Annotated in this window: 21 protein-coding genes and 1 riboswitch; of the genes, 18 read left to right on the top strand and 3 right to left on the bottom strand. The window is 62.7% G+C overall.

The window, feature by feature from the left end; translation table 11 throughout:
- The first annotated feature begins 205 nt into the window (after positions 1-205).
- The 16 genes from hda to IFT99_RS17350 all read left to right on the top strand — a co-directional run bounded on the left by hda (position 206) and on the right by IFT99_RS17350 (position 14,208).
- Complete coding sequence (hda, locus tag IFT99_RS17425) at positions 206-910, top strand: DnaA regulatory inactivator Hda (protein WP_037011979.1); 705 nt, start codon at positions 206-208, stop codon at positions 908-910.
- Positions 911-918: 8 nt separating this feature from the next.
- The gene (locus IFT99_RS17420; protein WP_192134057.1) at positions 919-1,692 is read left to right on the top strand and encodes an NAD-dependent protein deacylase; all 774 of its coding nucleotides are present in this window, start codon (positions 919-921) and stop codon (positions 1,690-1,692) included.
- A 66-nt stretch (positions 1,693-1,758) separates the two neighbouring features.
- On the top strand, positions 1,759-2,460 hold the full coding sequence (locus IFT99_RS17415) for a C40 family peptidase (protein WP_065992890.1): 702 nt from the start codon (positions 1,759-1,761) through the stop codon (positions 2,458-2,460).
- A gap of 87 nt (positions 2,461-2,547) precedes the next feature.
- Complete coding sequence (locus IFT99_RS17410; RefSeq protein ID WP_065992892.1) at positions 2,548-3,084, top strand: C40 family peptidase; 537 nt, start codon at positions 2,548-2,550, stop codon at positions 3,082-3,084.
- 127 nt (positions 3,085-3,211) lie between these two features.
- Positions 3,212-3,437, top strand: a riboswitch (cobalamin riboswitch).
- Between the two features lie 107 nt (positions 3,438-3,544).
- Positions 3,545-4,156, top strand: a complete 612-nt coding sequence (cobO, locus tag IFT99_RS17405; RefSeq protein ID WP_192133855.1) for a cob(I)yrinic acid a,c-diamide adenosyltransferase — start codon at positions 3,545-3,547, stop codon at positions 4,154-4,156.
- Positions 4,153-5,454: a cobyrinate a,c-diamide synthase gene (locus IFT99_RS17400; protein ID WP_192133853.1), complete on the top strand. Its 1,302-nt coding sequence runs from the start codon at positions 4,153-4,155 to the stop codon at positions 5,452-5,454. The genes cobO and IFT99_RS17400 overlap by 4 nt, the downstream gene beginning before the upstream one ends.
- A 10-nt stretch (positions 5,455-5,464) precedes the next feature.
- Positions 5,465-6,115, top strand: a complete 651-nt coding sequence (gene bluB / locus IFT99_RS17395; protein ID WP_192133851.1) for a 5,6-dimethylbenzimidazole synthase — start codon at positions 5,465-5,467, stop codon at positions 6,113-6,115.
- Positions 6,112-7,020, top strand: coding sequence for an adenosylcobinamide-phosphate synthase CbiB (cbiB, locus tag IFT99_RS17390; RefSeq protein WP_192133850.1), 909 nt, complete (start codon positions 6,112-6,114; stop codon positions 7,018-7,020). The genes bluB and cbiB overlap by 4 nt, the downstream gene beginning before the upstream one ends.
- Entirely contained in the window at positions 7,013-8,005 is a 993-nt protein-coding gene (gene cobD, locus IFT99_RS17385) for a threonine-phosphate decarboxylase CobD (protein ID WP_192133848.1), read from the top strand. Before cbiB ends, cobD begins: the two co-directional genes overlap by 8 nt.
- Complete coding sequence (locus tag IFT99_RS17380; protein ID WP_192133846.1) at positions 8,002-9,471, top strand: cobyric acid synthase; 1,470 nt, start codon at positions 8,002-8,004, stop codon at positions 9,469-9,471. Before cobD ends, IFT99_RS17380 begins: the two co-directional genes overlap by 4 nt.
- Positions 9,471-9,992: a bifunctional adenosylcobinamide kinase/adenosylcobinamide-phosphate guanylyltransferase gene (gene cobU, locus IFT99_RS17375; RefSeq protein WP_065992905.1), complete on the top strand. Its 522-nt coding sequence runs from the start codon at positions 9,471-9,473 to the stop codon at positions 9,990-9,992. The genes IFT99_RS17380 and cobU overlap by 1 nt, the downstream gene beginning before the upstream one ends.
- Positions 9,989-11,041: a nicotinate-nucleotide--dimethylbenzimidazole phosphoribosyltransferase gene (cobT, locus tag IFT99_RS17370; protein ID WP_192133844.1), complete on the top strand. Its 1,053-nt coding sequence runs from the start codon at positions 9,989-9,991 to the stop codon at positions 11,039-11,041. The genes cobU and cobT overlap by 4 nt, the downstream gene beginning before the upstream one ends.
- Complete coding sequence (cobC, locus tag IFT99_RS17365; RefSeq protein WP_192133842.1) at positions 11,038-11,610, top strand: alpha-ribazole phosphatase family protein; 573 nt, start codon at positions 11,038-11,040, stop codon at positions 11,608-11,610. The genes cobT and cobC overlap by 4 nt, the downstream gene beginning before the upstream one ends.
- Positions 11,611-12,348, top strand: coding sequence for an adenosylcobinamide-GDP ribazoletransferase (locus IFT99_RS17360; protein ID WP_192133840.1), 738 nt, complete (start codon positions 11,611-11,613; stop codon positions 12,346-12,348).
- Between the two features lie 265 nt (positions 12,349-12,613).
- On the top strand, positions 12,614-13,585 hold the full coding sequence (locus IFT99_RS17355) for a GlxA family transcriptional regulator (RefSeq protein ID WP_192133837.1): 972 nt from the start codon (positions 12,614-12,616) through the stop codon (positions 13,583-13,585).
- A 71-nt stretch (positions 13,586-13,656) separates the two neighbouring features.
- Positions 13,657-14,208, top strand: a complete 552-nt coding sequence (locus IFT99_RS17350; RefSeq protein WP_065992916.1) for a glutathione peroxidase — start codon at positions 13,657-13,659, stop codon at positions 14,206-14,208.
- Positions 14,209-14,318: 110 nt separating this feature from the next.
- Here IFT99_RS17350 and IFT99_RS17345 read toward each other — a convergent pair whose 3' ends face one another.
- The 3 genes from IFT99_RS17345 to IFT99_RS17335 all read right to left on the bottom strand — a co-directional run bounded on the left by IFT99_RS17345 (position 14,319) and on the right by IFT99_RS17335 (position 16,774).
- Positions 14,319-15,614, bottom strand: a complete 1,296-nt coding sequence (locus tag IFT99_RS17345) for an OmpP1/FadL family transporter (protein WP_065992919.1) — start codon at positions 15,612-15,614, stop codon at positions 14,319-14,321.
- 139 nt (positions 15,615-15,753) lie between these two features.
- Complete coding sequence (locus tag IFT99_RS17340; RefSeq protein WP_192133835.1) at positions 15,754-16,245, bottom strand: hypothetical protein; 492 nt, start codon at positions 16,243-16,245, stop codon at positions 15,754-15,756.
- 304 nt (positions 16,246-16,549) lie between these two features.
- Entirely contained in the window at positions 16,550-16,774 is a 225-nt protein-coding gene (locus IFT99_RS17335) for a hypothetical protein (RefSeq protein ID WP_065992924.1), read from the bottom strand.
- Between the two features lie 211 nt (positions 16,775-16,985).
- Here IFT99_RS17335 and IFT99_RS17330 point away from each other — a divergent pair, with 211 nt between their 5' ends.
- Together IFT99_RS17330 and rmuC are read left to right on the top strand one after the other, a co-directional pair.
- Complete coding sequence (locus IFT99_RS17330) at positions 16,986-17,177, top strand: hypothetical protein (protein WP_192133833.1); 192 nt, start codon at positions 16,986-16,988, stop codon at positions 17,175-17,177.
- 676 nt (positions 17,178-17,853) lie between these two features.
- A complete protein-coding gene (gene rmuC / locus IFT99_RS17325; protein ID WP_167355836.1) occupies positions 17,854-19,218 on the top strand; it encodes a DNA recombination protein RmuC in 1,365 nt (454 codons plus the stop codon).
- The last annotated feature ends 195 nt before the right edge of the window (positions 19,219-19,413 follow it).

Raw genomic sequence — 19,413 nt, 5'->3', positions numbered from 1 at the left:
CAGGATTCGTGAAGGCGCGCGGTGTTCACCGCGCGTCTCTTTCCTCCACGGGATTTTCCCGTAATCCCCTGTCATACCAGTGACCGGCGCAAGCCTTTGATTTTGCTGGCGGTCTGCCGCATTGTGCGGCCAGCCCTGCGGGTATAGACTTTGCACACTTTTCACAGAGGCCCCTTGGCGGTTCGTCACGAACCGTTCAGCCAGCATGAAACCAGTTCAGCTGCCCCTGAGTGTGCGTCTGCGTGATGACGCCACCTTCATCAATTACTATCCAGGCGCCAATGCCGCTGCACTCGGCTATGTCGAGCGGCTGTGCGAAGCCGAGGCCGGTTGGACAGAAAGCCTCATCTATCTGTGGGGCAAGAACGGGGTAGGGCGCACGCATCTGTTGCAGGCTGCCTGCCTGCGCTTCGAACAGATGGGCGAGCCGGCGGTTTACCTGCCGATGGCCGAACTTCTCGATCAAGGCGTCGGCCTGTTCGATCATCTGGAGCAGTACGAGCTGGTGTGTCTGGACGATTTGCAGGCGGTGGTTGGCAAGCCTGAGTGGGAAGAAGCGTTGTTCCACCTGTTCAACCGCCTGCGCGACAGCGGCCGACGCTTGCTCATCGCCGCTTCATGCTCGCCCCGGGAGCTGCCGGTCAAACTGGCGGACCTGAAATCCCGGCTGACCATGGCGCTGGTGTTCCAGATGCGCCTCTTGTCCGACGAAGAAAAACTCCGCGCTCTGCAACTGCGCGCGTCCCGTCGGGGCCTGCACCTCACCGATGAGGTGGGGCATTTCATCCTCACCCGCGGTAAGCGCAGCATGAGCGCGCTGTTCGACTTGCTTGAGCAACTCGATCAGGCATCGCTGCAGGCCCAGCGCAAGCTGACCATTCCCTTCCTGAAAGAAACCCTCGGTTGGTAAACGAGTCCGTGGTCGATCCGGCCCTGGTCCTGCAAACCGCAGCAGCCTTGCGCCACGCCACGCGGATTTTGATCATTACCGGTGCCGGCCTGTCGGCGGATTCAGGGTTGCCGACCTATCGCGGCGTCGGTGGCTTGTACAACGGCGAGACCGACGACGGCCTGCCCATCGAAATGGCCTTGTCCGGCCCGATGTTGCGGCGTGATCCGGCGCTGTGCTGGAAGTACATCGCACAATTGAGCAGCGCTTGCCTGGGCGGACGTCCCAATGCGGCGCACTACGCCATCGCTGAATTGCAGCGGCGCAAGCCCCAGTGCTGGTTATTGACGCAAAACGTCGACGGCTATCATAGGGCGGCGGGCAGTCCGCCAGAACGGCTGATCGAGATCCACGGACAGCTGGCGCCGCTGTACTGTCAATCTTGTGGCGCCGTAGATCCGCAGTTAAGCGAGCACCTCAGTCGACCACTGCCACCGCTGTGCCCCCGCTGTAGTGGCGTTTTGAGGCCGTCGGTGGTGTTGTTTCAGGAAATGTTGCCGGATTTGGCATTGAATGTGCTTCAGGAGGAGATGGCAAAAGGTTTTGACGCTGTGCTCAGCATCGGAACCACCGCCAGCTTCCCGTACATTCATGAGCCCATGCTGCGCGCTCGGGTGACGGGCGGCTTTACTGCCGAGATAAACCCTTCGCCGACCGATCATTCCGCGCACATGGATGCGTTTCTGAGGTGTAGAGCCTTAGAAGTGATAGACGACATCGTAAGTCACATTTGTTTCGATTGAATTTGCAAATGGGTACGATTGAAGGCATAGTCTCGGCTTCTTTACACTTCAGCCACGGTCGTGCACATGCTAAACCGCTTCGCACCCCTCGTGCCTCTCGCACTCGTCACGCTGTTGTTCGGCTGCGCGGCCCAGATGCCGACGTCGCAACAACAGTCGCAAAGCCCCCAATTCCGGGACTCTGCCACCGCTCAATCCGCCAGCAAGCGTGCTGATTACGCATCCTCCGTACTGGATGACGAAGTCGCGACCGAAGATGAACTCGCTCAATTTGCCGATAACAAGCCTTACCGCCTGCCGGTTCTGGCTGACAGCATCCTCGAACGCGGCAAATCCTTGATAGGCACTCGCTATCGCTTCGGCGGTACGTCGACCACCTCCGGTTTCGATTGCAGCGGTTTCATCGGTTATCTGTTCCGTGAAGAGGCGGGCATGAGCCTGCCGCGTTCTTCCCGCGAAATGATCAATATCGATGCCCCCCTCATCAAGCGCAATGACCTCAAGCCGGGCGATCTGCTGTTCTTCAGCACCGCCGGCCGCGGCCGTGTCAGCCATGCGGGCATCTACTTGGGCGATGATCAGTTCATCCACTCCAGCAGCCGTCGCAGTGGCGGAGTCCGTGTCGACAGCCTCGACGATGCCTACTGGGCCAAGACGTTCATCGAAGCCAAACGCGCGCTGGCAATGGCACCTGTAACGGCATCGTCAACGGTACCTGCAACTACCACCGCGATGACCTCGACTACAATCAAGCGCCAGCACCGTTAATTCCGGGCGCGAAAAGGGCCTGACCCTCTTGCGCGCAATCCCGGCTCTCGGCAAAGTAAGCTGCACCCCGCACAGGTTGTCGTGTTTATGTCGTTAACGGTTCGCCTGATCGTCGCCTCCCTGGCTGTGCTGCTGGCCGCATGTTCCAGCACGCCACCGCCCGCTCCACGCAAGGTCGTCTACCGGCCTGTGGTGTCCGCTCCTCCCCAGTTTTCTTCACCGCTTGCCGACGACGTCCTGTTGCGCGCGATCGGCCTTGTCGGCACGCCCTATCGCTGGGGCGGCAACACGCCTGATTCGGGTTTCGATTGCAGTGGCCTGATCGGCTACGTCTACCACGACGCCGCGGGCATCACCCTGCCTCGGTCGACGCGGGAAATGATCACCCTGCGCGGGCCTGACATCGATCGCAGCCAGTTGCAGACCGGTGATCTGGTGTTCTTCGCCACCAGCGGCGGCTCCCACGTCAGTCACGCCGGCATCTACGTCGGGGAAGGGCGGTTCGTCCACGCGCCAGCCACTGGCGGCACGGTCAAACTCGACAGTCTCGACAAGCCGTATTGGCAAAAGGCCTGGCTGAATGCCAAGCGCGTCATCCAGCCATCGAACCTGGCCAGGCAATAGCGACTTCCTGAGCACTGTGCTCATCCGCTGTTGCTGGGTGAGCACGTATGCCTTTCAGGGTGAAATCCCGTTTAGCCGGAGGCGGTCTGCCTACGGTTCGATTGACGCTCCCGAGTCAACCCTCTAACCTTCGCGCCATGTTTCAGGTGCCCGGGACCCGTCAGGTCCGCAGGGTGAAACAGGGAAGCCGGTGCGATTGCTCGTGTGATCAATTCCGGCGCTGCCTCCGCAACGGTAGATGAGTCAAAGCCACGCACAATGCCACTGTGTTCGCTGAACATGGGAAGGCGCCTGGCCTGCCACGGTTGTGGCAACTCGTGAGTCCGGAGACCGGCCTGATCCATCGAACAGCATCACGGAGGGCGATGCTCTGCTGCAGGCCGGGTTTTGCCCAGTGCCTGCTGACAGTCTTTGCCTGTGCCCTCCGTTTGCCACACTTGCCCTCAAGCGGAGAGCTGAGATGAGCGAATCCCCCGAACGTGACGAACGCCACCTGGCGCGCATGCTGCGCAAAAAGGCGGTGATGGACGAGCGCATTTCCAGCGCGCCCAATGAATGCGGGTTGCTGCTGGTCCTGACCGGTAACGGCAAAGGCAAGAGCAGCTCGGCGTTCGGCATGCTTGCCCGCGCCATGGGCCACGGCATGCAGTGCGGCGTCGTGCAGTTCATTAAAGGCCGGCACAGCACCGGCGAAGAGCTGTTCTTCCGCCGCTTCCCTGAACAAGTGCGTTACCACGTGATGGGCGAGGGCTTCACCTGGGAAACCCAGGACCGCCAGCGTGACATTGCCGCCGCCGAATCCGCCTGGGCCGTGACCCGTGAAATGCTCAAGGACGCCTCCATCGGCATGGTCGTGCTCGATGAGCTGAACATCGCCCTCAAGCACGGCTATCTGGACCTGGAGCAGGTGCTGAGCGACCTGCAGGCACGTCCGCCGATGCAGCACGTGATCGTCACCGGTCGCGGGGCGAAGCAGGAATTGATCGACCTGTCCGACACCGTGTCCGAAATCGGCGTGGTCAAGCATGCCTTTCAGTCCGGCATCAAGGCGCAGAAAGGCATCGAGCTGTGAGTGAGCGCCCACCGCGGCACTGCCCGGCAGTATTGATCGCCGCCCCTGCGTCCGGTCAGGGTAAAACCACCGTCACCGCCGCACTGGCCCGCTTGCATCGCAATCAGGGCCGCAAGGTGCGGGTGTTCAAATGCGGGCCGGACTTTCTCGACCCGATGATCCTCGAGCGCGCCAGCGGCCATCCGGTGTATCAGCTGGACATGTGGATGATCGGCGAGGACGAAAGTCGGCGCCTGTTGTGGGAAGCCGCCGCGGAGGCCGACCTGATCCTCATCGAAGGCGTCATGGGCTTGTTCGACGGCACGCCGTCCAGCGCGGACCTGGCCCGGCGTTTTGGCGTGCCGGTGCTCGGGGTAATCGACGGCACGGCCATGGCCCAGACCTTCGGCGCACTGGCGCTGGGACTGGCGCGGTATCAGCCGGATCTGCCGTTTGCCGGCGTGCTGGCCAATCGCGTCGGCACCGTGCGCCACGCGCAGTTGCTGGAAGGCAGCCTGACCGAAGGCCTGCGCTGGTACGGCGCGCTGTCCCGTGAAACCGGCATTGAGCTGCCCAGCCGGCACCTCGGCCTGGTTCAGGCCAGTGAACTGAATGACCTCGACATGCGCCTCGACACTGCTGCCAACGCGCTGGCCAGTACCTGCGACGCTACGTTGCCGCCGGCCGTGACCTTCACCGCGCCCGACTTCGTTCCCGCCGAGCCGTTGCTGACCGGCGTGAAAATCGCCATCGCCCACGACGAGGCGTTCGCGTTTTTCTATGGTGCCAGCCTTGACCTGCTACGGGAGATGGGCGCCGAACTGTCGTTCTTCTCGCCGCTCCGCGACCGGGAATTACCCGACGCCGACAGCCTGTATCTACCCGGGGGCTACCCGGAATTGCATCACACGGCGCTGGCCGAAAACCACAGCATGCTCGCCGCGATTCGTGCGCACCACGCCGCCGGCAAACCCCTGCTCGCCGAATGCGGCGGCATGTTGTACCTGCTCGATGCCTTGACCGATGTCGACGGCCAGCGCGCCGAAGGGGTGGGCTTGCTCAAGGGTGAAGCCGTGATGCAGAAGCGTCTGGCAGCCCTGGCCCTGCAATCGGTCGAGCTGCCGGAAGGCACGCTGCGTGGCCACACCTATCACCACTCCCTGACCAGCACCGAGCTGACGCCGATCGCCCGCGGCCTCAGCCCCAATGGCGGGCGCGGTGCCGAAGCGGTGTACCGGGAAGGGCGCATGACTGCGTCGTACGTGCACTTCTACTTCCCCTCGAATCCCCAGGCGATGGCGGCGCTGTTTTTGCCATGAGCCCGCTCCTATGACTGACCACACCTTCACCGACCCCGAACGCGCTGCCGTTTACCGCGCCATTGCCGAACGGCGCGACATGCGCCACTTCTGCGGTGGCACGGTCGCGCCGGAGTTGCTGGCCCGTCTGCTCGAAGCCGCACACCACGCACCGAGCGTTGGCCTGATGCAGCCGTGGCGCTTTCTGCGCATCACCGACCCGGCCTTGCGCGCGCAGATTCAGGCGCAGGTGGAGGAGGAGCGCGTTCGCACCGCTGAAGCTTTGGGCGAGCGGTCTGACGATTTCATGAAGCTGAAAGTCGAGGGCATCAGCGATTGCGCCGAAGTGTTGGTCGCCGCGTTGATGGATGACCGCGACAAACATATCTTCGGCCGCCGCACCCTGCCGGAGATGGACATGGCTTCGCTGTCGTGCGCCATTCAAAACCTCTGGCTGGCGGCGCGTGCCGAAGGCCTCGGCATGGGTTGGGTGTCGCTGTTCGACCCCCAGGCCCTGGCCGATCTGCTGCAGATGCCAGCCGGTTCGAAACCCCTGGCGATTCTGTGCCTGGGCCCTGTAAAGGAATTCTACCCGGCGCCGATGCTGGTGATGGAAGGCTGGGCGCAGCCGCGCGCGTTGCAAGAGCTGGTCTACGAGAACACATGGGGAGTGATTGCATGAGTGTGGCGTTATTGAGCGTCGCCGGAGTCGCGCTGGACGCGCTGCTCGGCGAGCCAAAACGGAACCACCCACTGGTGGCGTTCGGCCGTTTCGCCGAGCGTATCGAACAGCGCCTGAACGCCGCCGGCCGGGGCTGGCGCAGCCATGGCGTGAGCGCATGGTTCATCGCCGTCATTCCGCTGACCCTGATCGCCACGTTACTCAGCTGGCTGCCGTTCGTTGGCTGGCTGGTGGACGTACTGGCGCTTTACTGCGCGTTGGGCCTGCGCAGTCTGGGCGAGCACGTCGAGCCGGTTGCCCAGGCGTTGCGCAGCGACAATCTGGACGAGGCGCGCCGCCGGGTCGGTTACCTGGTCAGTCGCCAGACCTCCGAGCTGGACAGCACTGAAGTGGCCCGTGCGGCCACGGAATCGGTACTCGAGAACGGCAGCGACGCAGTGTTTGCGGCGATTTTCTGGTTCGTCGTGCTGGGCGCTCCGGGCGTCGTGCTCTACCGCCTGAGCAACACCCTCGACGCCATGTGGGGCTATCGCAACGAGCGCTTCGAACGCTTCGGCTGGGCGGCGGCGAAAATCGACGACCTGCTTAACTACATTCCCGCGCGCTTGGTGGCGTTGACCTACGCGCTGCTGGGCAACACCCGACTGGCCCTGCGTTGCTGGCGCACCCAGGCCCCGAAGTGGGACAGCCCGAACGCAGGCCCGGTGATGGCGGCCGGTGCCGGTGCGTTGGGCGTCGAACTGGGTGGTCCGGCGATTTATCACGGCGAACTGCATGAGCGCGCGACCCTGGGTGAAGGCGTCCCAGCGGACGCCGACTCTATTGATCGCGGTTGGCAACTGGTGCAGCGCGGCGTGTGGCTGTGGTTGCTGATCTTGTGTCTGGGGACAGAATTTTATGCTTGAACATGGCGGCCGATTGCGTGGCGCAGTCCTGAAATACGGCATTGATGAGGCGGACTGGCTCGACCTGTCCAGCGGGATTTCGCCGTGGTCGTGGCCGATCCCTGCGATCCCCGAAGCAGCATGGGCGCGTTTGCCGGAAACCGATGACGGCCTGGAAATCGCTGCCCGTCGCTACTACGGCGCCACGGACGTGCTGCCGGTGGCCGGTTCCCAAGCGGCGATCCAGGCGCTGCCGCGTCTGCGTCAGGCGGGCAAGGTGGGCGTGCTGTCGCCGTGCTACGCCGAGCACGCCGAGGCCTGGCGCAACACCGGTTTTCTGGTGCGCGAAGTGCTGGAGCACGAAGTGGAGCGGTTCATCGACACCCTCGATGTGCTCGTCGTGGTCAACCCGAATAACCCCACCGGCCTGAGCCTGCCGCCCGAACGCCTGCTGGAATGGCACGCGCGTCTGTCTCAGCGCGGCGCTTGGCTGGTGGCGGACGAAGCGTTTATGGACAATACGCCGGAGTTGAGCCTGGCGGCGTACACCCAGCGCGCGGGCCTGATCGTGCTGCGCTCGTTCGGCAAGTTTTTCGGCCTGGCCGGTGTGCGCCTGGGTTTTGTGCTGGCGGAGCCGCGTTTTCTCAAAGTCATGGCGCGGCAGATCGGGCCCTGGTCGGTCAGCGGGCCGACGCGGATCATCGGTCAGGCCTGTCTCAACGATGTCGCCGGGCATCAACGCCAGCGTCAGCGCACCGAGCAGGCCAGCCAGCGTCTGGTGGACGTGCTCAATCGCCACGGTTTCGCGCCCAAGGGCGGTTGCGCGCTGTTCCAGTGGTTGATCACGCCGCTGGCGGAAGCGCTTTACGAATTCTGCGCACAGCGGGGCATCCTCCTGCGCATCTTCACCCACAACAGCAGCCTGCGTTTCGGCCTGCCGCGCGAAGAAGCGGATTGGCAGCGTCTGGAGCAGGCGCTGAGCGAATTCTCCCGGGAGCGCCCATGACCCTCGGCAAAACCCTGATGGTTCAGGGCACCACCTCCGACGCCGGCAAAAGCACGCTGGTGACGGCGCTGTGCCGCTGGCTGACCCGTCAGGGCGTGCGCACCGTGCCGTTCAAGCCGCAGAACATGGCGCTGAACAGCGCAGTGACCGCCGACGGCGGCGAGATCGGCCGCGCCCAGGCCGTGCAAGCCCAGGCCTGCGGCCTCGAACCCCACACCGACATGAACCCGGTGCTGCTCAAACCCAACAGCGACACCGGCGCGCAAGTGATCATCCACGGTCGCGCCGTGACCACCATGAACGCCGTCGCCTACCACGACTACAAAGCCATCGCCATGCAGGCCGTACTCGCCTCCCATCGTCGCCTCAGCGAAGGCTGGCCGGTGGTGATGGTCGAAGGTGCCGGGTCGCCGGCAGAGATCAACCTGCGTGCCGGCGACATCGCCAACATGGGCTTTGCCGAAGCGGTGGATTGCCCGGTGCTGTTGGTGGCGGACATCAATCGCGGCGGGGTGTTTGCCCATCTGGTCGGCACCTTGGAATTGCTGTCGCCCAGCGAACAGGCGCGGGTCAAAGGCTTCATCATCAATCGCTTTCGTGGCGACATCGCGCTGCTTCAGCCCGGCCTCGACTGGCTCGAACAGCGCACCGGCAAACCGGTGGTCGGCGTGCTGCCCTACGTGATGGACCTGCACCTGGAAGCCGAAGACGGCCTCGACCAGCGTCAGGCCGACAAGGCCGAGCAGGTGCTCAACGTCATCGTGCCGGTGTTGCCCCGCATCAGTAACCACACCGACTTCGACCCGCTGCGCCTGCACCCCCAGGTCAATCTGCAATTCGTCGGGCCGGGGCAGGCGATTCCTGATGCTGACCTGATCATCCTGCCCGGCTCGAAAAGCGTGCGTAGCGATCTCGCGTATCTGCGCGCCAATGGCTGGGACACCGCCATCAACCGCCACCTGCGTTACGGCGGCAACGTGCTGGGCATCTGCGGCGGCCTGCAAATGCTTGGCGAGCAGTTGCATGACCCGCTGGGGCTTGAAGGCGCTGCCGGGTCAAGCCCGGGCCTGGGGCTGTTGGCCCTGAGCACGGTGCTGGAAGAAGAGAAGCAACTGCGCAACGTCAGCGGTCGCCTGACCCTCGAAGACGCCGACGTCATCGGCTACGAGATTCATGCGGGCGTGACCACCGGCGCGGCGCTGGAACGTCCACTGGTCCAGCTCGCCGACGGCCGCTGCGATGGAGCGTGCAGCCCTGATGGCCAAGTGCTCGGCACCTACCTGCACGGTCTGTTCGAGAACCCGGCGTCGAGCAGCGCCTTGCTGCGATGGGCCGGGCTGCAGAATGTGCAGTCGGTCGATTACCACGCTTTGCGCGAGCGCGACATCGAACGCCTCGCCGATCTGGTCGAAACTCACCTGGACGGCACACTGCTGCGTGAACTCTGCGGCCTGGAGCAACCCTGATGCTGCAATTGATCCTCGGCGGTGCGCGTTCCGGCAAAAGTCGGCTGGCTGAAAAACTCGCCAGCGACAGCGGCCTCGACGTCATCTATATCGCTACCAGTCAGCCCCTCGACGGCGAAATGAACCAGCGCGTCGCCTTGCACCGCGAGCGTCGGCCAGCTGAATGGGGGCTGATCGAGGAACCCGTCGAGCTGGCCCGCGTGCTCCGGGAAAACGCCGGGGAGGGCCGCTGCCTCTTGGTGGATTGCCTGACCCTGTGGCTGACCAATCTGCTGATGCTCGACGATCCGCAGCGCCTGGCTCAAGAGCGTGAAGCCTTGCTCGATGGCCTGGCGGAATGGCCGGGCGAGATCATTTTTGTCAGCAACGAAACCGGGCTCGGCGTGGTGCCCCTCGGTGAGCTGACCCGTCGTTATGTCGATGAAGCCGGCTGGCTGCATCAGGCGTTGGCCGAACGCTGCCATCGCGTGGTGTTTACCGTTGCCGGACTGCCCATGACCCTGAAAGGACCTGCACTATGAGTAACGCCTGGTGGCTCGCGCCTGCCCGAGACGTCGATCACGCCAGCCGCGACGACGCGATGGCCCGGCAGCAGCAACTGACCAAACCGACCGGCTCACTGGGCCGTCTGGAACACGTCGCGGTGCAACTGGCCGGCCTGCAGGGTCGTCCGAAGCCGAAGGTCGATGAGGTCTGGATCGCGATTTTTGCTGGTGACCACGGCGTAGTCGCGGAAGGGGTTTCGGCGTACCCGCAGGCAGTGACCGGGCAGATGCTGCACAACTTCATCATGGGCGGCGCGGCCATCAGCGTGCTGGCCCGGCAACTGTCCGCGCAGCTGGACGTGGTCGATCTGGGCACGGTTGCACCGCTGGACCTGCCGGGTGTGCGCCACCTCGGTCTTGGCCCGGGCACCGCAAATTTTGCCCATGGCCCGGCGATGACGGAGGCGCAACTGCACGCCGCCCTCGAAGGCGGTCGCGACAGCGTGTTGCGCGCCAAGGCCGCAGGTACTCAGCTGTTCATCGGCGGCGAAATGGGCATCGGCAACACCACCGTCGCCAGTGCGCTGGCCTGCGCGCTGCTCGATTGTCCGGCCACCTTGCTGGTCGGCCCCGGCACCGGTCTGGATGCCGAGGGCGTGAGCCACAAGGCCCAGGTGATCGAGGGGGCCCTGCGGCTGCACGCCGACGCCGTCGGTGACGCCCTGGCCAGTCTGCGCGCCCTCGGGGGGTTTGAAGTGGCGGCGCTGGTCGGCGCCTACCTGGCCTGTGCGCAGGAGGGCATCGTCGCGTTGGTCGATGGCTTTATCTGTTCCGTGGCGGCGCTGGTGGCGGTGCGCATCAATCCGTCGTGCCGGGAGTGGCTGTTTTTCGGCCATCGGGGCGCCGAGCCGGGCCATCGTCTGGTGCTGGACGCGCTGCAGGCCGAGCCGTTGCTGGACCTGGGATTGCGTCTGGGCGAAGGCAGTGGCGCGGCGCTCGCGGTGCCGTTGTTGCGTCTGGCCTGTGAGCTGCATAACGGCATGGCGACCTTCGCTGAAGCCGCTGTGGCAGACCGCCCGGCATGACCTTGCATCTTGACCTGTTGCGCCACGGCGAAACCGAATTCGGCGGCGGCCTGCGCGGCAGTATTGACGATGCGCTGACCGACACCGGCTGGCAGCAGATGCGCGCGGCGGTGATTGATCGTGGCCCCTGGGACCGCATCGTCAGCTCACCGCTGCAACGCTGCGCCCGCTTCGCCGACGAGCTGGCCGAGCGACTGGGCTTGCCCGTGGAGTTGGAAGCCGGTCTTCAGGAACTGCATTTCGGTGACTGGGAAGGGCAGAGCCCCGCGCAGTTGATGGAAACCGATGCTGCCGGGTTGGGTCGCTTCTGGGAGGATCCGTACGGGTTTACGCCACCCAACGGCGAGCCGGTTGAGGCGTTTGCCACTCGCGTGTTGGCTGCCGTTGAGCGGGTGCAGCGGGCGTATGACGGACAGCGCATTCTGCTGATCAGCCATGGCGGGGTGATGCGTCTGCTGCTGGCCCGCGCCCGCGGTCTGCCCCGTGAGCAATTGCTGCAGGTCACGGTGGCACACGGCTGTATGTTCGGCCTCGATGTCCAGGCCGACGGTGAGTTGACGGAGGTTTAAATGCTGCCGTTCTGGATCGCCTTGCAGTTCCTCAGCAGTCTGCCGATTCGCCTGCCGGGCATGCCGACGCCCCAGGAATCGGGACGTTCGCTGCTGTTCTACCCGCTGGTGGGGTTGCTGTTCGGCGTGCTGTTGATGGCGCTGAATCACCTGCTCGACGGCGCGCCGACCCTGTTGCATGCCGCCCTGCTGCTGGCGGCGTGGGTCATGCTCAGCGGAGGGCTGCACCTGGACGGCCTGGCCGACAGCGCGGACGCCTGGCTCGGTGGGTTCGGCGACCGTGAACGCACGCTGCTCATTATGAAAGACCCGCGCAGCGGCCCGATTGCGGTGGTGACGCTGGTGGTGGTGTTACTGTTGAAATTCAGCGCTGTGCTGGCGTTGATTGAAGCGCACACGGGCATTGGCCTGCTGCTGGCGCCGGTGATCGGCCGCGCGGCGATGCTGGCACTGTTTCTGAACACGCCGTATGTGCGCGCGGGCGGGCTGGGCCAGGCGCTGGCCGATCATCTGCCGCGCAAGGCCGGGGTGCAGGTGCTGGCAGCGGTGGCGGTGGTCTGCGTGCTCATCGGTGGCGGCGCGGCGGCGTGGGTGCTGGTCGTTTCCACGGGCGGTTTCTTCTGGCTGCGCCGGGTGATGATGCAACGTCTGGGCGGCAGCACCGGCGACACCGCCGGCGCGATGCTTGAACTGCTCGAAACCCTGGTGCTGGTGACGTTGGCGCTGATGTGGGATTGATGCAGTGTCCTGCCGCCGGCGTGCGGCGTGCGGCGTGCGGAGTAGGAGTAGGAGTAGGAGTAGGAGTAGGAGTAGGAGCGTGGCTTGTCCCGCGATCTGCCGGGAACCGGCAGCAAAATCCTGCGCGGCGGTGTGCCAGACAGTCCGTAAGCAGACTTGCTGCCGCTGCGCGCCAGATCGCGGGACAAGCCACGCTCCTACAAACCCGCTACGCTAGCTAATCGAAGATTTATCCATGGTGTTCCGGACCAACCGGAGAGGTGTCATGCATAGCGTTGCGCTGGTGGTGTACCCGCAATTTCAGTCCCTCAGTCTGTCGGTCGGTTCCGTGCTGACCTGCGCGAACCTGATGCAGGGCGAGGCGGCGTATTCCTTTCATCTGGTGTCCGAAAGCGGCGGGGCGGTCATGTCGTCCGAAGGCTTCTCGGTCAACACCACGCCATTGCAGCCCGACGGTTACGACACCATCATTGTCAGCGGCTACATGGACCTGCAATTGCCCACCCCCAGCCTGCTTGAGTTCGTGCGCACCGCGTCGGCTCAATCGCGTCGCGTGGCGTCGCTGTGCACGGGCGGGTTTGTGCTGGCCGAAGCGGGCCTGCTCGATGGCAAGCGCGCGACCATGCACTGGATTCACGCCCCGGAGTTTCGCAAGCGCTACCCGAACGTTCGTGTCGAGGACGACAAACTGTTCACCGTGGACGGCCAGATCTGGACCGGCGCGGGCATGAGCGCCGGGCTTGATCTCGCACTGGCGATGGTCGAGAACGACCTCGGCGCCGACATCGCCCGGCAGGTCGCGCGCAAGCTGGTGATTTATCAGCGGCGCGGCAGCGAGCATTCCCAGTTGTCGACGTTACTGGAGCTGGACCCCAAGTCCGATCGTGTGCAACTGGCGCTGGCCTATGCCCGCGAGAACCTCAAAAGCGATCTTTCAATAGACGCGCTGGCGGCCATTGCCCGCTTGAGCCCCCGCCAGTTCAGTCGGGTGTTCCGCGAGGAAACCGGCCAGACCCCGGCCAAAGCCATCGAATGCCTGCGGGTGGAAGTCGCGCGGGCAATGATGGAAACCAGCCGGCATCCCATTGAGGTGGTGGCCCGGGAAACCGGCTTCGGCGATCGGGAAAGGATGCGCCAGGCGTTTCTGCGCAACTTCGGCGAACCGCCCCAGGCGATCCAGCGGGCGTTCATGGCGACCGAAAAGCCAGCTAATAGCCACGTTTCTGTGGCGCGCTAGGCATACATCGCGCGGCGGAGTAGCGTAGCGACAGCTCCACCTTTCCTGCCCGCTCTTGAATGGACGTCACCATGGCCCTTCGCTGGATTCACGCGCCTTTGCTTCTGCTTGCCCTCAGTGGCGCCGCCGCGGCCGCCGATTGCCCGCCACTGCTGCAGGGCGAGCTGCCCAAGCTGCGGGCGAAACAGGAGATCGACCTCTGCAAACAGTTCGCCGGAAAGCCGATGCTGGTGGTCAACACCGCAAGCTTCTGTGGCTTCGCGCCGCAGTTCAAAGGCCTTGAAGCCCTCAATCAGCGCTTCAAAAGCGAGGGGCTGGAAGTCCTCGGCGTGCCTTCTGATGACTTTCTGCAGGAATCCAAAGACGCTAACGAAACCGCCAAGGTCTGCTACGTGAACTACGGCGTGACCTTCACCATGACCGAGCCGCAGCCGGTGCGTGGCGCCGACGCCATCAACCTGTTCAAGGTGCTTGCCAGGCAGAGCAGCGCGCCAAGCTGGAACTTCTATAAATACGTGGTCGACCGCAAAGGCAACGTGGTTGCCAGCTTCTCCAGCAAGACCGCACCGGACGATCCCGAGCTGATTTCAGCCATCGAGAAGGCTATCGCCTCCAAACCGTAAAAACGCGCTGACGCAAAGCAGACGGGCCACAACGAAAAACCCCGCATCCATCGCTGGCTGCGGGGTTTTCTGTAGGGCGGACAGGTGATCGGCCTGTCCCGCCCACTGCATCAGAAGCGGTATGTCATGCCCACGCCGAAACCGTTGGCGCTGTTGTCGTACTTGGCGTTGTAGCTTTGGCCCAGCGCGTTCGCGTCGGCGACCTTGACCTTCTCTTCCTGCAAGTAGGAGTAGGCCACATCGATGGTGATGTCGTCGGTCGGGCTGTAACCGGCGCCCAGACTGAAGATCGTGCGATCGCCTGTCGGGATGCGCGGCGAGCGGTTTTCGTTGTTGGTCGGCGACTGGTCGAACGACAGACCGGTACGCAGCACCCACTGCTTGTTCAACTGATACGACGTACCCACGGCGTAGGCCCAGGTGTCGTGCCAGTTCTGCTCTTCCTTGATGGTGCCGACCAGAGACTGAGTAGCGTCGCGACGAGACACCGGCGTAATGCCGGAGTTTTGAACGGTGATGTCTTCCAGACGGCTCCAGCGCGTCCACGTTGCACCGGCGTACAGCTTCCAGGCGTCGTTCATTTTCTGAGTGACGGAGAAGTCGACGGTTTCCGGTGTATCGATGTTCAGCTTGGCGTCATAGCGACCGCCCGGCAGGATGGCCGAAGGCACGCCTGCACCCGGGGTCACTTCGGTGTGGCCTTCAAGCTTGTAGGTCACTTTGGAGTGGTAGGTCAGGCCAACGCTGGTGGTATCGGTGGCTTGCACCAGGATACCGGCGTTGAAACCGTAACCGACGTCATCGCCCTTGACCTGCACGCGGCCGTCGCCGGTGCGGGCACCCAGCAGCGGGCTGACATTGAGTGCCGATTCCAGCGCGCCGGAAATACGGTTGATGGTCGGACCGAAACCGATCGATACCTTGTCGTTGAAGGCGTAGCTGACGGTCGGCTGGAAGGTCACGACCTTGACGATGCTCTTGCTGCCGAAGTTGCGGCCCTGGAAGTTGTCTTCATAGTCGGTGACTAGGCCGAATGGCGCGTAGACACCGAAGCCGAACGCCCAGTGCTCGTCGACCGGGTTCACGTAGAAACCCATCGGTACGGCGATGAAAGGCACCATGTCGCCTTTGTTCGAGCCGGTGCTGCGGCCGCTGGTGTCGGTAATGTCGGTGGAGGCATCGATTGCGGCGACCCCCACGGTCGCCTGAGCGCGCTTGAGGCGCGACATGCCGGCCGGGTTGCCGTACACGATGCTGGCGTCATCGACAGAAGAGGTACGGCCCGCAAAACCGGTCCCCATGCCGCTGATGCTTTGCTCATTCAGGGCAAAGCCGGATGCAAAAATCTGGGTGGAGGCAAGAGTGATGGCGAGACTGAGGCTGGATTTGATCATTGTTTTTTTCATTGTTAGAACTCCTTGTTGATCACCGCGCGGAAATTACCAATATTTCCGCCCCCGCGCCATAGCCCGAATCAGCCTATTTAGAGCGGTTCTTGTAGGACAATCCTGAAAGTTCGCCGCTTCTTTGTCGAATACCGCTCGGTCACGAAATGGCTGGCGAGGACTGAAACAGGGGGCTGACCCATGTTTGCCAGGCCGCGGTGAAATCCTGAAGCTGACCGCCGGGTTGAAATACCTCGCGCCACATCCGCGCCATGGCCAGCGAATCATCGGCATCCGGCAGCGACATATGGCTCGCTTCGACCATCAACCAGGCAATGGCGGTCGAGTAGCGCAGGTTGACGGTCAGTTCCAGATCGGGGCCGGTGAGAAACGCGTGCTGGCTGGCCAGGCCTCGAACTAGGCTGGCAAGGTCCGGATCGCGGGCGAGGTAGTGATCCCACAGCTGGCGGTGCTGGGTGTCGGCGATGCTGTAAAGCCCGTGGCCGCGTGGGTTGTCCAGCTCGGCGCCTAACGCGGACTGGCTGGCGGCGACGCCCAGTAGCAGGGATTCGGCCGCTCGATTGTGTCGGCCGAGGTAGACGAGTGTCGGGCGGATGACATAGCGACACAGTTCACTGGCGGCGATTCCCATAACACCCTCGGGGAGTTGATGAGTCGGCAGGCCCTGGCGCTTGGCAGCAGGGATGGAGTGGGCCCACCGGCAGCGACCGGAGCCGCTGACTTGAAGTGTAGTGTGATATTTGCGGTGTAAAGGTCTGTTTTACGGTCAGTTCCCGTGCTGCGTCACCACGTTGACCGGCATTCATTACTGCAGCTGTCGCTTTTTATGTAAGTAAAACAGACGCAAAAAAGCCCCACCGTTATCGGGTGAGGCCTTGTCGATGCAGCGATATTAACCGACGGACGGTATCAGGCAACGGTGTCAGGCAGCCATATCAGGCAACCAAGGCCTGACGCGTACGGTCGATCACAGCCTGCAGCGGAGCGTCGCTGGAGTATTGATCCGGGTACAAACGCTCGCTGTGGCGGGCGATACCGTGCTCGTTGACGATGGTGAAGCTGAAGCAGCCTTTGCGTGCTGCCATGATCAGGCAGTTCATTGGAGCAAAAGCGTTGGTCAGTGTACGAATAGCGTTTTGAGTCTGGATATGGGTAGTCATGTTATGGGTGTTTCCTGAATCGACACGCAATAAGAGGCGTGCAAAATTAAAACGTTCCAGTAAACGCGGACCGATGCTCGAATGCGAGTCAAGGGCAGGGCGCAGAACCTGTCTGGAACAAAAGCAGCCAGTTGAGCGCGTTTAAAGTGTGGCGCGGGGCTGACTGGTAGGTACTTAGGAGGGCAGGCAACACAACAAGAGCTAAGGTTCGATGCTCGAGGTGAAGATCCTGATCAATTTGCAGGCTGGTTGGGTAGAGCATGAATGTTTTACACACCCCTCCGTTTTGACGGCAGGTCGTGTGAGTTCATGTCTGGAAACCATCGAGGTGATCGATCCCTTTTTTCAATCCGTTCGCTCAGTTGGCGAACCGGGATTGGGGGATTTGTTCGATCAGAATTGACTTTCAGCTTGGTACTAACGGCGGCGATGCTAATGGAGTCGCTGGGGCAAAGCAAGCACTGATTTGCAATAAGGCAGATGTATGCCGGAAAGCGGGCGAAAGAGCGTACAGCATATCGGGCATAAAAAGGTGGCCCAGTGCCTTATTCCCGAGAATTTCCACTGGCGATGGGGGCTGTCGAAACGGGCTTATGAACAGACGAAATGAACTTGTGCACATTGCGAAAGGTATCTGTCATGTCACTGTCACGTCGGCCGCTAAGCGCTTGATTTAATGCAACGAATTATTAAGTCAATGAAAACCATCGTTTTTTTACGCTGGTGAAAAAATCGTCAGTTTGAACGCAGGCCCCATTCTACGTGCGTTTGCGAGAGCTTAAGGGGTGTTGTCCACTGAGTTATCCACAGGTTCTGTGGATTGTCCCAAGCGCCGGCTCTATCGCGGCGCTCTTGAAGCACCCGCTGGCGGTTTTCTTTTTCCGAGGCACTGATTTACCCGGATCGGACGTCGAGCCTGCTTCTGCGCATAATGCGGTCTGCATGAATGTCGGAGTCTGGATTTTATGGTGTTTGAGTTAACCAGCCTGTTGCTGGGTTTGGCGGTGGCAGCAGTGCCTTTGTTGGGGCTGGCGTGGCAGTTGCAGCGGCGTCTGGCGCAACGGGAAGCGGACACCGCGTTGCTCGACGAGCGCTTGAGTAATGCGCAGATGGCGCAGGATGGCTTGAATGCCCAGCTCGACGCCAGTCGCGACGAGATCAGCGACCTTGCCCAGGCCAATGCGGTCAAGCAGGCGGACCTGGCGGCCCTGCGCCGGGAAGTGGAACTGCTGCGCCAACAGCATGAGGGTGCGCGGGAGGCCCAGGAAGACTGGGGGCGCGAACGGGCCGTCAGAGAAGCCGAACTGCGTCGACTCGACGCCCAGTGCGCCTCGCTGGGCGCCGAGCTGCGTGAACAGCAGGAAAGTCACCAGCAGCGCCTCACCGACCTGCAAGGCTCCCGCGATGAGCTGCGTGCGCAGTTTGCGGAGCTGGCCGGCAAGATTTTCGATGAACGCGAGCAGCGCTTTGCCGAAACCAGTCAGCAGCAGTTGGGGCAGTTGCTCAACCCGCTCAAGGAACGCATCCAGTCGTTCGAAAAGCGCGTCGAAGAGAGTTATCAGAACGAAGCCCGCGAACGTTTCTCCCTGAGCAAGGAGCTGGAGCGCTTGCAGCAGCTCAACCTGCGCCTGAGCGACGAAGCCAACAACCTGACCCGTGCGTTGAAGGGGCAGAAGACCCAGGGCAACTGGGGTGAATTGATTCTGGAGCGGGTGCTCGAACATGCCGGACTTGAAAAGGGCCGGGAGTATCAGACCCAGGTCAGCCTGAAAGGCCCCGACGGCGAGCGCTTCCAGCCCGACGTTCTGATCATGCTGCCCGGCGACAAGCAGGTCGTGGTGGACGCGAAGGTCAGCCTGACGGCCTATCAACAGTACGTGTCAGCCGACGATGAGGTGATTTCCCAGGCGGCGCTGAAACAGCACGTGCTGTCCCTGCGCAATCACGTCAAAGGCCTGTCCGGCAAAGACTACAAACGCCTTGAGGGGCTGCACAGTCTCGATTTTGTTTTGCTGTTCGTGCCGATCGAGGCGGCGTTTTCTGCAGCGTTGCAGGCCGAGCCGAACATGTTTCAGGAGGCGTTCGACCGCAATATCGTGATTGTCAGCCCGACCACGCTGCTGGCAACGCTGCGGGTCATCGACAGCCTGTGGAAGCAGGAGCGGCAGAGCCAGAATGCGCGGGAGATCGCCGAACGGGCAGGGTGGCTCTATGACAAGTTCGTGCTGTTCATCCAGGACCTGGACGAAGTCGGCAACCGCCTTCAGCAGCTGGACAAGGCCTACGGCGCCGCGCGCAACAAGCTCGTCGAGGGGCGCGGCAATCTGGTCAGCCGCAGCGAACAGCTCAAGCTGCTGGGCGCGCGGGCCAGCAAGAGTCTGCCGGCGGATCTGCTGGAGCGGGCAATGACCGACCCGGATGGACTGGCCCAGCTGCCGGAGTGATTGCGAGCGTTAATCGAAGGGGAGGCGATGAGGCCAGGGCTTATAAGTTGAACCAAAGCCCGCGCTAATCGTATACACCTTCTCGTTCATCCATCAGCCCATTTCCTGCCCGTTAAAAATGCACCGACTTTGGTCACGGTGCACTGTGGGCAGGCGCGGCGTCTGAAATCTCCTCTTTGAAAATCTGACATCTTG

The organism is Pseudomonas sp. CFBP 8772 (genome assembly GCF_014841665.1).
Taxonomy (GTDB): Bacteria; Pseudomonadota; Gammaproteobacteria; order Pseudomonadales; family Pseudomonadaceae; genus Aquipseudomonas; species Aquipseudomonas graminis_B.
The sequence above is the reverse complement of the archived record's forward strand: the minus strand, read 5'-3'. Positions and strand labels throughout refer to the sequence as shown.

What these genes read in the sequence shown, in the direction of transcription:
- IFT99_RS17335 (WP_065992924.1), bottom strand. Translation starts at nt 16,774, where the DNA reads ATGACTACCCATATCCAGACTCAAAACGCTATTCGTACACTGACCAAC.
- IFT99_RS17355 (WP_192133837.1), top strand. Translation starts at nt 12,614, where the DNA reads ATGCATAGCGTTGCGCTGGTGGTGTACCCGCAATTTCAGTCCCTCAGT.
- IFT99_RS17410 (WP_065992892.1), top strand. Translation starts at nt 2,548, where the DNA reads ATGTCGTTAACGGTTCGCCTGATCGTCGCCTCCCTGGCTGTGCTGCTG.
- cobU (WP_065992905.1), top strand. Translation starts at nt 9,471, where the DNA reads ATGCTGCAATTGATCCTCGGCGGTGCGCGTTCCGGCAAAAGTCGGCTG.
- bluB (WP_192133851.1), top strand. Translation starts at nt 5,465, where the DNA reads ATGACTGACCACACCTTCACCGACCCCGAACGCGCTGCCGTTTACCGC.
- cobO (WP_192133855.1), top strand. Translation starts at nt 3,545, where the DNA reads ATGAGCGAATCCCCCGAACGTGACGAACGCCACCTGGCGCGCATGCTG.
- cbiB (WP_192133850.1), top strand. Translation starts at nt 6,112, where the DNA reads ATGAGTGTGGCGTTATTGAGCGTCGCCGGAGTCGCGCTGGACGCGCTG.
- cobD (WP_192133848.1), top strand. Translation starts at nt 7,013, where the DNA reads ATGCTTGAACATGGCGGCCGATTGCGTGGCGCAGTCCTGAAATACGGC.
- IFT99_RS17350 (WP_065992916.1), top strand. Translation starts at nt 13,657, where the DNA reads ATGGCCCTTCGCTGGATTCACGCGCCTTTGCTTCTGCTTGCCCTCAGT.
- cobC (WP_192133842.1), top strand. Translation starts at nt 11,038, where the DNA reads ATGACCTTGCATCTTGACCTGTTGCGCCACGGCGAAACCGAATTCGGC.
- hda (WP_037011979.1), top strand. Translation starts at nt 206, where the DNA reads ATGAAACCAGTTCAGCTGCCCCTGAGTGTGCGTCTGCGTGATGACGCC.
- IFT99_RS17345 (WP_065992919.1), bottom strand. Translation starts at nt 15,614, where the DNA reads ATGAAAAAAACAATGATCAAATCCAGCCTCAGTCTCGCCATCACTCTT.
- IFT99_RS17330 (WP_192133833.1), top strand. Translation starts at nt 16,986, where the DNA reads ATGCTCGAGGTGAAGATCCTGATCAATTTGCAGGCTGGTTGGGTAGAG.
- cobT (WP_192133844.1), top strand. Translation starts at nt 9,989, where the DNA reads ATGAGTAACGCCTGGTGGCTCGCGCCTGCCCGAGACGTCGATCACGCC.
- IFT99_RS17380 (WP_192133846.1), top strand. Translation starts at nt 8,002, where the DNA reads ATGACCCTCGGCAAAACCCTGATGGTTCAGGGCACCACCTCCGACGCC.
- IFT99_RS17360 (WP_192133840.1), top strand. Translation starts at nt 11,611, where the DNA reads ATGCTGCCGTTCTGGATCGCCTTGCAGTTCCTCAGCAGTCTGCCGATT.
- IFT99_RS17415 (WP_065992890.1), top strand. Translation starts at nt 1,759, where the DNA reads ATGCTAAACCGCTTCGCACCCCTCGTGCCTCTCGCACTCGTCACGCTG.
- IFT99_RS17340 (WP_192133835.1), bottom strand. Translation starts at nt 16,245, where the DNA reads ATGGGAATCGCCGCCAGTGAACTGTGTCGCTATGTCATCCGCCCGACA.